Annotated in this window: 13 protein-coding genes; 4 read left to right on the forward strand and 9 right to left on the reverse strand. The window is 68.1% G+C overall.

The annotated features are described in order from the left end of the window. Positions 1-71 precede the first annotated feature (71 nt). Genes QH196_RS07600 through QH196_RS07610 form a run of 3 tightly spaced genes read right to left on the reverse strand, consistent with a single transcriptional unit; the run spans position 72 to position 3,469 of the window. Entirely contained in the window at positions 72-1,562 is a 1,491-nt protein-coding gene (locus tag QH196_RS07600) for a hypothetical protein (protein ID WP_280415045.1), read from the reverse strand. Between the two features lie 25 nt (positions 1,563-1,587). Beyond that, entirely contained in the window at positions 1,588-2,685 is a 1,098-nt protein-coding gene (locus QH196_RS07605) for a hypothetical protein (RefSeq protein ID WP_280415046.1), read from the reverse strand. A gap of 1 nt (position 2,686) precedes the next feature. Then, complete coding sequence (locus QH196_RS07610; RefSeq protein WP_280415047.1) at positions 2,687-3,469, reverse strand: hypothetical protein; 783 nt, start codon at positions 3,467-3,469, stop codon at positions 2,687-2,689. Between the two features lie 129 nt (positions 3,470-3,598). On the opposite strand from QH196_RS07610, the gene QH196_RS07615 reads away from it, so the two are divergent. Beyond that, positions 3,599-4,771 carry an acyl-CoA dehydrogenase gene (locus tag QH196_RS07615; RefSeq protein ID WP_280415048.1) on the forward strand — a complete coding sequence of 391 codons (1,173 nt, stop codon included), beginning with the start codon at positions 3,599-3,601 and terminating at the stop codon, positions 4,769-4,771. 52 nt (positions 4,772-4,823) lie between these two features. Here QH196_RS07615 and QH196_RS07620 read toward each other — a convergent pair whose 3' ends face one another. The 4 genes from QH196_RS07620 to QH196_RS07635 form a co-directional block, all read right to left on the reverse strand. Continuing rightward, positions 4,824-5,687: a P1 family peptidase gene (locus QH196_RS07620; protein WP_280415049.1), complete on the reverse strand. Its 864-nt coding sequence runs from the start codon at positions 5,685-5,687 to the stop codon at positions 4,824-4,826. Between the two features lie 81 nt (positions 5,688-5,768). Beyond that, complete coding sequence (locus tag QH196_RS07625) at positions 5,769-6,980, reverse strand: CaiB/BaiF CoA transferase family protein (protein WP_280415050.1); 1,212 nt, start codon at positions 6,978-6,980, stop codon at positions 5,769-5,771. Between the two features lie 12 nt (positions 6,981-6,992). Continuing rightward, positions 6,993-8,168, reverse strand: coding sequence for a serine aminopeptidase domain-containing protein (locus QH196_RS07630; protein WP_280415051.1), 1,176 nt, complete (start codon positions 8,166-8,168; stop codon positions 6,993-6,995). Between the two features lie 100 nt (positions 8,169-8,268). Further along, a complete protein-coding gene (locus QH196_RS07635) occupies positions 8,269-9,360 on the reverse strand; it encodes a homogentisate 1,2-dioxygenase (protein ID WP_280415052.1) in 1,092 nt (363 codons plus the stop codon). 142 nt (positions 9,361-9,502) lie between these two features. Between QH196_RS07635 and QH196_RS07640 the strand changes: the two genes are divergently transcribed. Beyond that, positions 9,503-10,189, forward strand: coding sequence for a TetR/AcrR family transcriptional regulator (locus tag QH196_RS07640; RefSeq protein ID WP_280415053.1), 687 nt, complete (start codon positions 9,503-9,505; stop codon positions 10,187-10,189). Between the two features lie 45 nt (positions 10,190-10,234). On the opposite strand, the gene QH196_RS07645 is transcribed toward QH196_RS07640, so the two are convergent. Continuing rightward, a complete protein-coding gene (locus QH196_RS07645) occupies positions 10,235-10,927 on the reverse strand; it encodes an NAD(P)H oxidoreductase (protein ID WP_280415054.1) in 693 nt (230 codons plus the stop codon). Between the two features lie 121 nt (positions 10,928-11,048). On the opposite strand from QH196_RS07645, the gene QH196_RS07650 reads away from it, so the two are divergent. Both QH196_RS07650 and QH196_RS07655 read left to right on the forward strand, forming a co-directional pair. Further along, the gene (locus tag QH196_RS07650) at positions 11,049-11,981 is read left to right on the forward strand and encodes an AraC family transcriptional regulator (RefSeq protein ID WP_280415055.1); all 933 of its coding nucleotides are present in this window, start codon (positions 11,049-11,051) and stop codon (positions 11,979-11,981) included. Positions 11,982-12,102: 121 nt separating this feature from the next. Next, positions 12,103-12,498, forward strand: a complete 396-nt coding sequence (locus tag QH196_RS07655; protein WP_280415056.1) for a VOC family protein — start codon at positions 12,103-12,105, stop codon at positions 12,496-12,498. Positions 12,499-12,831: 333 nt separating this feature from the next. On the opposite strand, the gene QH196_RS07660 is transcribed toward QH196_RS07655, so the two are convergent. Next, the gene (locus tag QH196_RS07660) at positions 12,832-13,185 is read right to left on the reverse strand and encodes a hypothetical protein (RefSeq protein ID WP_280415057.1); all 354 of its coding nucleotides are present in this window, start codon (positions 13,183-13,185) and stop codon (positions 12,832-12,834) included. Positions 13,186-13,638 lie beyond the last annotated feature (453 nt).

The following is a 13,638-nucleotide window of genomic DNA, read 5'->3' on the forward strand; positions in this document are numbered from 1 at the left end:
GGGGGGTTAACCCCCCCCCCGCGGGGGGGGCGGGGTGTGGTCTAGTGGGGTGTGCAGCGCCCCCATCACCTCTAACCCTCAACCCCCCACCACACCTCCTGGTGTGCGGCCGCCGGACCCGGCGGCGGCCCGCCGTGCGTCCACGGCGTCTCCTCGCGCGGCGGGAGTTTGGCAGGTGGCCCGCCGAATCCGCCGGGGGAGAAGCGAGCGAAACCGATCGGGTCGCCCTCTTCGGGCACACTGCCCACGGCCGGGTTCTTGCCTTGACCCATACCGCTCACCAGCTCCAGCTGGACCACATCGTCCTCGACCGCGACGACCTCGGCCTTCTGCGCGGGCCGGTCGATCCGGAACAGGGTTTCACCGACCCGTCCGCGGAACGGATCGGTGGTGTGCACCCAGACGTAGGGCCGCGGTACCTCCCGCGATTTCGGTTTCGCCCGCCGCTGCGGCTCGCAGTCGGTGACCGTGCCCTGGAACGCCTCGCCGACGAGCCGGTATTCGATCAGCACGCGCGGATCGTCGAACGCCCGCTGCGCCTGGAAAGTATCGAGGGCCTGCTCTTGTTTGAGCAGTCGCCGGGTCGCCGAGACGGCGGAGTCGCGGCGGGCCTGCGGATAACCCTCCGGGATATCGGAGACGAACCAGGAGAACGCCGACCGATCATCGGTCCAGCGCCGGTCCACGCTCGCGCCCTCGGGTAGTTCACGCAGCAGCTCCACCGCCCGCCACATCAGCCGCCAGGTGGGCTCCAGCTGGCCACGCAGCGCCTGTTCGAGCCGTTCGGTGGCAATGACTTTCGCCCACTCGTGTTCCGCACTGTCGTAGGCGGCGATCAGCGGTGCCAGCTCTTCGTTGTCGAATCCGGGATCGGTGGCGGGCCCGGCGGGCGGCGAGGCGAGCGGATCTTCGGCGAGGGCGGCGGCCTGTGCGCCGGTGAGCCCGGCGGGTGGGTCGATCCAGCCGAGCAGGGCAGCCAGGTTCGCATCTTCCAGCGCCGACTGGCCCGACGCCCAATGCACGGTGAGCACCGAGGTCATCGCCAGGCACACACTGGATCCGGGAAAATCCGAGCGATCGCCGAACCAGGTGAGCCAGCGCCCCAGCAGCGGCAGCGATTCCGGGACGGCGTTCTCGCCCTCGGTGCGATGGAACCGCACCGACCGCCCCAGCAGCCGCAGGAACTGCACACCACCGAGATTGGGCACCAGCAGCTGCGGGGCATCCAGGTAGCGCAGATAGGTTTCGCCGGTCGATTTGACCGTCAGCTCCTCGGCGTCCTCGCAGAACGCCGAAATATAGGGCAGCACACGGTCGGCCAGCTGTTCGATGAAACGCAGGCGCAGGATTCGGTCGCGCGGCTGCGGCACGAGCAGCACCGTCGAATCCTCCGGCGCCGAACCGAGTATCACCGCCAGCGGCGCCGCGGCTTCACCGGCCAGCCGCAGCGGAACGAGCACCAGCGGGCGGTCCGCGAGGTGGTAATGCCGCCGGGCGGCAATGGGTTCGGCGCGACCCGTCCGCGCCGCGGTCGCCTTGGCCAGCGCGCTCAGCACGCTCATGCTGCCGCCTCCGGGCTCGACCCGCTCATCCCGCGACCTCGAGTCGCAAGGTTTGGGCTCGGCGCAACATCTCCGCGATATCGGCGTGCTCCGGGGCGGGTTCGAGGGTGCCCTCGGCGAGTGCCAGCACGGTGTCGAGGTTGTCGATCCCGCCGAGATCGTCACAGACCCCGCGGCCCAGCGTATCCACCGACCCCTGCGCCCGGGCCTCGGCGCGGCAGGCGAATGCGAGCTCACAGCTGGACATACATTCCGGCGCGTACCGGGACGGGATCGCCGAGACGGTATCGGACAGCCCCTCTCCCGGTGTGAACGAGGCGCCGGCGGGCACCAGGTCCAGCAGGGAATCGATGGAGGTGAGCCGCGACAACTGCCGCCCGATCACCGCGAGTTGCTTACGCAGATCGAGTTTCGCCGCGACCGGCCGGTTCGTGAAATCCCGCGCGGCCACCAGGATCGATTCGTGCGCCACATCGTCGGGCGAATATCCCAGCTCGCGCAACAGTTCCCGCATCGCCAGCACATATACCGCCGACTGCCGTGCCGCCGAGGCCACCTGGGCGGGATCGGCCTGGCCGTCGACGATGGCGAACGATTTGATCTCCACGACGTAGAACTTCCCGCCGATCTGCAGCGCCACCACATCGGGTTCCAGATAGGCGGTGGCGCCGGCGATCTCCAGGCGCAGCATCGGATGGTCGAACAGTGTGCCCTGCCCCGAGCTCAGCGCTTGCCCAAGTAGCTGTTTCGTGCGCTGGTAGCGGATGGAGTTGGTGGCGTTATCGCCCACGGTCGCCAGATCGTGGTAGCCGACTTCCGGAATGCTCAGTCCCAGTTCCTCACGCAGCAACCGGAGCAGTTCGGCGCAACCGTGCGATTTCACCATCGCCTCGAAGGAGTTACCGCGGGTGATCGCGAACGGCGACTGGCCGAACTGCGGCGGGAACCCCAATTCGCGGGCGATCACCGTTTTGTCCACGGCCGCGGCGTCCAGCAGTGCCCGGCGCGCGCACCCCGGATTCGCGGTGAGCGCCGCGATGGTGCGGGCGTTGTGCCGGCTGGCAGGGGCTGCACCGCGTAGCTCGTCCAGGCGGTCGGTCAGGGAATTCTGCGCAAGTGTCATCTCAGGCCTCGTTCCTTCGCCGTCCGGCCACGGCCAGCCGTGTGCCGAACAATTGCGCCGCGGGATCCGCCAGTTGCCGCTGTGCCCGCTCCGCGGCGTCGGCCCGCTGCTGTATGTCGTCTTCTCTGTGCACCTCGAGCTCGCGTTCCGCGGCCGCCAGCACCACATCCGGGTCGATCGCGGTGCCGTCGGTGGCGCCCGGGATGGAAACCGCCAGCTGCCACAGCACCCGCTGTCCCGCGGCGGTATCGCCGTGATCGGCCAGATGCCGGGCCAGCCGGGTCGCGGCGGTGAGCAGATCCACCCGTGGACTCAGCGGCCCGACCATACGTTGCGCCGCCGGCCAGGTGCTCACCGCCAGCAGCCCGCGGGCCGGGGCCAGCAGATCCGTGGTGAGGGCCGCGCAGACGTAGTACGGGCGCGCGTACGGGGCCGCGCGGAACGACCGCTCCTCGTCCCGGCGCAGGCTGGTGAGCCGGGCCGCGACGAGGTCGCCCGAGAAGAATGCTTCGTGCACCGCCAGCACGAGTTTCGGGGCGGCCGGCACCGACAGCAGGGTGAGCGCGCGGTGCACATGTTCGCGCACCGGCACCGCGCCGGATTGCTGCCGGGGTGGTTCGGCGGGGGCAGGTGTTCCGAGAACTGCTGCGTCCCATTCTGCTTCGGCGGTACGTAATTCGGCGCGCAACCGACGCGCCGCCGTCCGGTCACCGGAACCGGCGGCGCGGCGCACCTGGGTGCGCAGCTCGGCTATGCGCTGTTCCAGCGCCTCGGCGGTGGGCATGGGGGAGAATCTAGGGTGCGATTCCAGGGAAGTCCGGTAAATGCCAGTATTTGCCGCGGTATGTCGATCGCATTACCGGATTCCGGAAGCTGCCCACTCCATACTTTTGGGTATGTTACGGTCGCGACCATGGTTGCGGCCGAGCCGGACAGCACACCCGGAATCACCCAGAGCTTCGTCGACGCGCTGGCCGAAAGGGCCCGGGCCGCAGAACAATTGCGCCGCCTACCGGACCAGACCCTCGCCGATGCGGTCGCCTCCGGATTCTTCGAATATCTGGTACCGAAACGATTCGGCGGCCGTGAGGAGAAATTCCCCGCCATCCTCGACCCGATCCGCCGGATGGCGCACGGCTGCGTCTCCAGCGCCTGGACGCTGGGCTTCTACACCCTGCACAACTGGCTGCTGGCCCTGTTCCCCGAACAGGCTCAAGCCGAGGCGTACGGCAGCGGCCCGTTCCTGTGCCCCGCTCCGCTCGCGCCGACCGGTCGCGGTCTGCCGGCCGACGGCGGTATCACCCTGTCCGGCCGCTGGTCCTGGGCCACCGGTGTGATGGGCGGGAACTGGATCATGGTCGGCGCACTGTGCGGTCCCGACGACGGCCTCTACCCGGCCCTGGCCCTGCTGCCCGCGACCGATATCACGATCGACGACGTCTGGCATACCGAAGGTATGCGCGCCACCGGCTCCAACGATGTCGTGATCCAGGGCGCGTACGTCGGCGGCCACCGGCTGGTCCGCTCGTTCGATATCAACAGCGGATCGGCCCCCGGCGCCGCCCTGCACGACGCCACGACCTACCGCTGGCCCCTTGTCCCCGCGCTGGCCCTCGCCGCCTCGATGCCCGCCCTCGGCGCCGCCGAACGCGCCACCGATATCTATGCCGACCGCCTCGAAGGCCGCATCCTCCTCTACGAAGGCGGTGCCCGCCAGCAGGACAAACCCGTGGCCCAAGCGCACCTGGCCCACGCGCGGGTGCGGTTACGCGCCCTCTGCGGCCTGCTCGACGATACGGTCGCCGAAATCGAATCCCTCCTCGACGCCGGCACCCCCGTTCAGGTCCCGGTCCGCGCCCAGGCCCGGCTCGCCGCCGCCTATATCGTCCGCGAATCCCGCGCGATCATCGCCGACCTCCTGCACGCCTCCGGCGCGAGCGTCCACTTCACCGACCACCCGATGCAACGGCTGAAACGCGATGTGGACGTGCTGAGCGGCCACGTGGTCTTCGACTACGACACCAGCCGCGAACTCGCGGGCGCGACCGCCCTCGGCCTGAAAGCTCCCCGCACCGCCCTCCTCTGACAGGGCCTGCGGCGGTTTCGCCGAGGCGTCTGCCCGTGCAGCTGCCCTCAGGTCACGGGGCCAGAGATCGGATGGATTCGGCCACCGAGGCAAGCGCCATCAGGCGGACGGTATCGACCTCGGCACCGACCTCGCCGGTCGCCACCGTGATGAACCCGTCCCCGTCGAATCGGGTGTGCGGAGGAGTCAGCGCGCGCGCCAATCCGTCGTGCGCACCCTGTGCGGCGATATGGCAGCCCATTTTGTCGAGCCGGGCATTGGTCACGACCACGCCTATTGTTGTGTGCGTACGCGATTCGGCGAACTCGAACGGTTGCGCGAGCGCGGCCACTGCGTCCAGCGAGATATCGGAGGTGCCGTCGTCGATATCGCCGAATGCGTTGACGACGCACAACGCGCCGACCACGAGATCGCCCAGTTGTCGTTGCGCATAGGCGATTCCGCCGGGACGGCGCAGGCCCGGTCCTCGCCAATGCGCGGTGTAGGCACCTGTTCCCGCGCCGATCCGGCCCTGGGTCAGCTGTTCGCCCGTGCTCGCCCGCGCTGCCGCGTACCCGTGTTCGGCCGTCGGCCGGGCGGTGCCGTCACCGGCCCCCAGATCGAACAGCGCCAGTGCGGGGACGATGGGTACGCGCCCGCCCGGGGTCATCACACCGCGTCCGTTCTCCTCGAGATACCGCATCACCCCGTCGGCCGCCGCGAGGCCGAAAGCCGAACCCCCGGTGAGCAGGACGGCATCGACCGACGACAACGTCTTGTCCGGGGCGAGGGCGGCCAGCTCCCGGCTGGCGGGCGCGCCACCGCGTACCTCGGCCGAGGCGACCGTCCCTTCCGGAACGGTGAGGACGGTGCAGCCGGTTTCGCCTTCGGTATCGGACCAATGCCCGAGACGTACGCCGGCAACTCCGATCGACATATCAGCTCCTCGAGTGGTACGGGATCGATATCCATCGACCGCCCGCCATTATGGTCCAACGCAACGGGTTCGGCTGGACGCTCAGACGATGCCCTGCGACCGTAGCGCCGAAAGGTCGGCGGCGGTTCTCCCGAGCAGGTCGCCGTAGACTTCCTCGTTGTGCTGACCGGGGCGCACCGATCCCGCATTGCGAATAGTCCCCGGTGTCGCCGACAGGACGGGAATCACGCCCGGTCCCTTCACATTCCGGGAGATTCGCTCGTCGTAGTGGTCGGCGATCATGCCGCGGGCGTTGAGTTGCGGGTCGGTGACCACCTCGGCGACGGTGTTGATCGGGCCGCTGATCACACCCGCTTCGTTCAGCAGGTCGATGATCTGCCGAGGCTGCCGCTGCACCGCCCACTCACCGATGATCTTGTCGAGTTCGTCCTGGTGACGACCCCGTGCCGTGTGGTCGACGAAACGTTCGTCGGTGGCGAGTTCCGGACGCCCCATGGCCGCGCAGAGACGGCGGAACACCGTGTCCTGGTTGGCGGCGATCACCACCCAGCTGCCGTCGGCGGTGCGGTAGATATTCGACGGGGCGATCCCTTCCAGCCGGGTGCCGGAAGGCCCGCGGACCACGCCGCCGACGTCGTAGTCGGGGATGGTGGATTCCTGGACGGCCAGGCAGGCCTCGGTGAGGGCGGCGTCGACGATCTGGCCCTCACCGGTGACCGTGCGGCGGTACAGCGCCGCCAGGGCGCCCTGCGCGGCGAACATCCCGGCCAGGCTGTCGCCGAGGGACAGCGCCAGGCGTGGGGGCGGGCCGCCGGGGAAACCGTTCATATGGCGCAGCCCGCTGGTGGCTTCGGCGACGGAAGCGTATCCGGCTTTCTGCGCGTCCGGGCCGGTCTGCCCGTAACCGGACACCCGCACCAGGATGATGCCGCGATTACGTTCCCGCAGCACGTCGTAACCGAGACCCCACCGTTCCAGCGTCCCCGGCCGCAGGTTCTCCACGATGATGTCGGATTTCTCCGCCAGCTCCAGGAACAGATCGCGGCCGGCGTCCTCGCGCAGGTTCAGGGTGACGGCCTTCTTGTTCCGGGCATGCACGGTCCAGAAGAAATGGTGACCGTCGAGTTCGGCCTGGCCCCAGGTGCGCAGTGGGTCGGGGGCGTCCGGCGGTTCCAGTTTGATCACCTCGGCGCCCATATCGCCGAGTAGCCGCCCGGCGAAGGGCCCGGAGATCAGGGTGCCGATCTCGAGTACGCGGATACCGTCCAATGCGCCGGTTGTCGCGGAGTCCATCACGGAATTATCTCATTCCGCTGGACCGAGAGCGCGGGCCCGCAGCCAGCCGTCGACCAGGCCGATCGCTTTCGCCAGCGGTTCGCGCTGGTCCGGGCCCAAGTAGTAGTGGTTGGCGCCGGGGATCTCGTGCAGCTCCTTGTCCGTGCAGCCGAGCGCCTCGTAGATGCGATGGGCGTGCGAGGGGGTGCAGACGTTGTCGGCCGCGTTGTAGAGCACCAGTGTCGGCACGGCGATATCCGGGCCGCAGGCCACGGCGTCCCCGCGGGCATCGTCGATACTCCACTGCGACAGCCAGCTGCGCAGGGTGCTGAACCGGGCGAGACCGAACGCGCCCATATTCACCTCTTGCGGTTCACCGAGATACGACTCGCCCGGAGTGCGGTCGTTGGGGTCCAGTGCCGGGTCGAGGACTGTGGGGTCGGCCATGGTGCCGTGGACGACGAAACAGTATTCGTCCTGCGGGCGGTCGGAGGCCTGAATGGTGGCCAGTTTCTCTTTCACCCAGGCTGTGATCCGGCGGTTGCGGTCGTGCTGCGCCCGGCGGAACCGGGCCACGAATTCGGGGCTGTACGGCGGCTGGTTGGGATTGCCGGGGTTGTAGAGGTCCAGTTCCGGATCGCGCCGGGTGGGGTCGGCTTCGTCGAGGATCGACGGGTCGATGCATTCGGTGAGGGTGTGGTGGCGGCTGATATGGGCGGCCATGAGCAGGATCCCGTCGGCGGGCGGTAGATCCAGTTCGGTGAGGTCCGGGCCGTCGCCGGAGGGGCTGGCGGTGACCGTGGGATGGTGGGCCTGCTGCTGGTAGTACACCGACAGCGATCCGCCGCCACTCCAGCCCGCCAGCACCACCTTGCGGTAGCCGAGCCGCTGCTTCGCGTCACGAATACATTCGCCGAGATCCTGCACCACCTTCTCCATGAGCAGTGCCGAATCGGCGCCCCGGTAGCGGCTGTTGCAGACGATGATGTGGTGGCCGGCCCTGGCCAGCGATGTGACGATCGGCAGGTAGGTGCCGCTGGAGACCGGGTGCATGAGCACCAGCACGGTCTCCGAGTCCAGGCCGGCCGGTTTCACCAGAATCGAATCGAGCGTGACCATTTCGGTGAGGCCGCCGTAGGCGTCCCGGGTGCCGGAGGTGTTCGCGTAGGCGATCACATACGGGGTGCGTTCGACATGGTGCGACATTGGGTGCCTGCCTTCGTCTTTCGATACGAGAGTTCCCCGCCGGCGCCCGGGTTACGGGCGCGGTCGGCTGCGGCCGGGAGGAGAGAGGCTCGGTGCGGTATCAGTGCGCGCCGAGGTTGTTCGCCAGTACCTCCGGGGAGGGGATGAGACGCCGGCGAGTGTCGACGGCGATCGTGGTCCAGCCGATATGGCTGATCTCCTCCCGCTTACGCCGCGCCCGCTCCCGCATCTTCTCCGGCGCCCCGTGGTGCACGCCCTGCGGTGCGTGCGAGATCAGCCCCGGCGGCATCGGCACACCGTACATATCGCCGCCGTGGAAGAACGCGATCTCGTCGTAGTCGGCATTGCGGTGATACCAGGGAATCGTTTCGGTACCCGGCGCCGATTCGGCCCGTTTCGGCAGGAAGTTCATCACGTACACGCCGGTGGCCTGCATGAACAGATGCACCGTGGCGGGCAGGTGCACAGTATCGGAGAGGACCACGTTGTAGTCTGCGATATTGAACGTGAACGGGAAATTGTCGCCCTGCCAGCCCACCACGTCCAGCGGATGATGCGGATAGAACAGCGACGTCGGGCCGCCCTCGTGCACCAGGCGCACCTCGTACTCGTCGCGCCCGTCGTCGTCCATGGCCGCGGGCTCCGGAACGGTCATCCGGTTCGGGTCGAACGGGAAATGCCGGCCCAGCGGCCCCGCGGGCGGTACCCGGAACTCCTCGGTCGCCTCGATCATGAGCAACGTGGTTTCGCTGTCGGGGACCTGCCGGAACGTGCACGCCTTCGGTACGTACACCCAGTCGCCCTCGCGATAGCGCAGCGGGCCGAATTCTGTTTCCAGTAGCCCGGAACCCTTGTGCACGAACGACAGCAGATCGCCGTCGATGTACCGGGCGAAGAACGGCATCTCCTGAGCCCGCCGGCTCAGCGAGATCCGGCAGTCGGCGTTGGAGAACAGCAGCAGCGGCGCACCCGCCGGATCCGTGGAATCGGTGGGTTTCAGCGCGTCGGCGAGCACATCCACCGGAGCTAGCGGCCCCACCGCGCGGTAGCTCACCGGATCGTTGCGCCGATACAGCTGCGCGGTGCGCCCGGTGAAACCGCCGCGCCCCAGCTCATCGTCCTTGAGCCCGCCGAGATCGGCGTGCAGCCGGTCGGGAGTAGTGCCTTTCCGCAGGTGCACAAAGGATTCCATAGCAGCATCCAGTCCTCGTCGGGCGCTGCGGCGGAGGCGGGCGCGGGCCGGGCGGAGCCGCCGCGATCCCTTGTCCCCGTAGCGCGAAGTGGCTGGGCTCACAGTCGCAGATAAATTGATTGCAGTCAATATAATTGCGGCCATGGATATCGCACCCGAACCGCGGGCGCCACGCAAGGGGCGGGGCAGGCCCCCGGCCGGGGAAACACCCGCCTCGGTGGACGAGATCCTGGCGGCCGCGCTGCGGGTTTTCGCCCGCGACGGTTTCGCCGGTGCCTCCGTCGCGGCGATCAACCGGGAACTCGGCGTAAGCCACAACCTGATCCACCAGCGGTTCGGGTCCAAGGAGGCGCTCTGGTACGCGGTCGCGGACTGGATCTTCGCCAACGCGGTCACCCTGCTGAAGATCCGCCCCGAACGCGCCGACCTGTCCCCACTGGAAGAATTCCACGCCGGCATCGTGCGCTTCCTCGAACTACAGGCCGACCACCCCGACGTGGTGCGCCTGATCAGCACCGAAGCGGCAATCGAAAGCCCCCGCCTCACCTACCTCTACGACCGGCACATCCAGCCGATATCGGTCCTGCTCGCCGAACCCCTGAAACCGCTACTGCAACGCAAGATCCTGCACCGCGACGATCTGCGCTCGCTGCACTTCCTCATCGCCCACGGTGCCACCGCCCCCTACGCCGCCCTGCCGCTCGCGACCCGGATGTCCCCATCGGATCCGCTCGGTAAAACCGCGGTGCGCCGGCACGCGAGGCTGGTCGCCGACACCATTGTCGCGGGTATCGAAGCCCGGATCGCGCGAGCGGATGAGGCGCCGTGATTTCGGCGGCACCTCCGGGGACGAGGCCGGGCGCGCGGTCCCGGGTCAGGCTGCGACCCGGTCGCCGGCGAGGAAATCGTCGACGAAACCGGCCGCCCTGGCCTCCAGCGCGGCGTAATGAGCGTCGCGGGCGGTGCCGGTGAGGGCCTCATCCAGCAGCAAGTTGCCGTCGGCATCCAACCGCTGCGGTTTCTCCTCCGCGCCGGGCAACAGCCCCACCGAGGAGTGCGCCAGACCGCAGTAGTAGGCGATACCGTCGTCGAGTTGTGCGCTCAGTGCCTGCTGCATGAGGGCGACCACCTCGTCGTCGTCCGCCGCCCCGGCGAGTCCGAGCCACAGCATCCGCTTACCCGCCAGGCGAGGCTTGCTGCGGCCGTAGGCGAACCCGTAGTTCCACACGCGGTCGATCCAGCCTTTGAGGATTGCCGGAACCTGCATCCAGTACACCGGGAACACCGCGACGATGACATCGGCGGCGAGGATGCGTCGCATATGGCTCTCGACCTCGGGAGAGTAGGTCTTTTCGCGGTTGTTCCAATCCGGCAGGTCGGCATCGGTCATGCGGGGGTCGAAGTTCTCGGCGTTCAGGTCGAGCAGGTCGATCCGGTAACCCGCGTCGGTGAGCCGGCGGGCGGTGCGGCGGGCGATATGGGCGGTCAGCGAATCGGGTCGGGGGTGGGCGACGACGATCAGTGCGGTGCGAGCGGTCGCGGTGTCCTCGAGCGGGGTGTGTGGCACGGAATCCTCCAGGGTGATCCGATTTCTCGGCTGTTCGGTCGGTTCCATTCCACCCGGAAATGGCTGGACGATCTATGGCTGAAGATCCATATTCGATAGGAATTCGTCTACGCTCGACGGTGTGGACCCCTTGAGCAAACTGCTGGGCGGTATCCGGGCCGAAGGCGCCGTACTCACCCACGCGGTCCTGGAGGCGCCGTGGACCATCCGCTTCGCCGACCGCGCACCCCTGACGATGATGACCGTACTGCGCGGCGGCGGCACCCTGCTCCTGCCCGACGGCACCGAACGCCGGATCACCGCCGGGGACACCGCGATAGTGCGCGGTTGCGAACCCTTCCTGCTCGCCGACCGCGCGGATTCGGTCGCGCTCCCGCACGCCGAATACGAGGTCGCCTGCTTCACTGGGGACCCCGTATGTGAAGCCGCCCTGGGCGACGGGCAGTGGGGTAACGATCCCGCAGGGGAAACCGCCCTGATCGTCGGCGCCTACCGCGCCTCAGGTCGCCGGCACGAACGCCTTTTACGCGCGCTACCGCCCGTCCTGGTGGTCACCGACGATGCCGAGACCTGCGCCTGGATGGCCTCCATCGCCGCCGACGCCACCGCCCGCCCCGCCGGCGCCCAGGCCATGATGGACCGCCTGCTCGACTGGGCACTGGTGTGCACGCTGCGCGACTGGTTCGACGGCCAGGACACCGACGCACCGGGCTGGTATCGCGGACCCGCCGACCCGGTGGTCGGCCCCGCCCTGGAAGCCATGCACAGTCACCCCGCCGCGGGCTGGACGGTGGCGACCCTGGCATCGAAAGCCGGTGTGTCCCGGGCGCTGTTCGCCAAACGCTTCACCGATGTCATGGGCCAGTCGCCGCTGGCCTACCTCACCGAATGCCGGATGGACGAAGCCGAAGAACTCCTGGCCGATCGTGATCTCACAGTCGCGCAGGTCGCGAAGGCCGTCGGCTACGCGGACGCCTTCGGTTTCAGCGCCGCCTTCAAACGGCACCGCGGACTTCGACCCACCGATTTCCGCAGTAAGGTCGCGAGTTTCTGAAACCGGCGGTGCACCGGAGCACGCCGGCGATGGACTCTGCGAACGACCGGTTCGCCCGGGCGGCGCCGCCGGCGACAAATGTCCAAGCCCGTACGCACCGCCGCCGCCGATACTCCTGTCTATGAGCATCGAGCAGATCACTCCGAAACTGGTCGTCGAGGGCGCCGATAAGGCGATCCGCTATTACAGCGAGGTCTTCGACGCGGTACTGCGGCGGCGGGACGAGGCCGGCGGGCGGGTCGTCTTCGCCGAACTCGGACTTCCCGGCGGGGCGAGTTTCCAACTGAAGGACGCCGACGAGTTCGATACCGACCCACTGCGGCTCGGCGGCCGCGGCCTGCTGCTCACCGTGGTGACCGACGATCCCGACCGGCTCGCCGAGCGGATGGCCGCCGGTGGCGGAGAAATCGTTTTCGAGGTCGCGGACCAGTCGTACGGGATGCGGCAGGGGCGGGTGCGGGACCCGTTCGGTCACGAATGGATCGTCGGCCGGCCGGTTTCGTCGGAAGCCGGGTAGCCCTGGCGTCGCGGTACAGCGGTGGCGACCGTGCTCGCGGAGCGTCCACCCGGAGGTGTTGGTCGCTCCCGGCATGGACGTCCGGCGGTGACTGGTGCCGGGGCATTGCGTGTTTCGGCGGGCGGTGTCGGGCGGAGTGCGAGATGTATCGGAAAGACCGAACCCCGGAAAGCCGAATGGTGTTCCGGGGTTCGGCGGCTCGGAAAGCAATGGTCCTGAGCCTACGCAGATTTGGGGTGGTGCAGTACGTCCCTCACTGAAGTGGCCGCGCCGGCGACCCGGGGCCGAAATCGTCCATGGAGGTTCGTACGGGGGTGTTACTTACATACTTACTTACGGCTGCGCAGGGGTCTGCGTGCCGGAGGAACCGGCAGCCAGCAGCTCCAGCAGCGGGCCCAGCGATTCCGCGGATCCGGTGGCCGGGGTCTCGGATCCCTGAATGGCGGCTGCTGTGGGGTCCGCCGGAGTCTCGCCGCCTGCCGACCCGGACAACAATTCCGGAAGCAGTGGCAGCAGGACGGGCAGGAGAGCTGCGGATCCGGTACCGGGGTCGGCGCCTCCCTCGTCCTGGATCGGTGCCGCTTCGGTCAGCTGCACCGGTGCCGCAGTTGCGGTGCCGGCCGCGCCGAGACCGGCGGCGGCGATGGATACGGCGGCGGCGAAGGTGCGCAAACTTCTGTGTCTCACGCTGTTCCTTTCAGAGTGCCCCGATTGGGGCAGTTGTACTTACGCTCTCTTAATGCCTGAGAGAGTGCGAAGTGTTACAGCAACTTCTCGCATATTCTTCGGCCGGCCTTCGCTCCCGATGGCGCGCCGATCGTTAAAAGCGTTGTCTCTGGGTAGAACTCACAAGTCGGAATTCAATGCAAGACCCGTAAATCAGGGCTATTGACCATGCGTAACTGCTATATCTATCGAGGCGGGCAGCTTCAGAGTGCCAACACTGTCCGTAAACCTGTTCGCTCCCGCCTCTGATGCCACGGCTCGCGATCGGCCTCACCCGACGAGTTATCTTCGGTGGCGGCCTCCGGATCGGCGCCCCAGCAGGGCCGGCAGGGTCTCGAGGTGGCGAAGAAACCTGCGCCGGCCGGCGGGAGTCTGGTTAGGCTGAACCCCTTGACGACAACTGTGCTGGTCCTT

The sequence above is a fragment of the Nocardia carnea genome (assembly GCF_029868325.1).
Taxonomy (GTDB): domain Bacteria; phylum Actinomycetota; class Actinomycetes; order Mycobacteriales; family Mycobacteriaceae; genus Nocardia; species Nocardia carnea_C.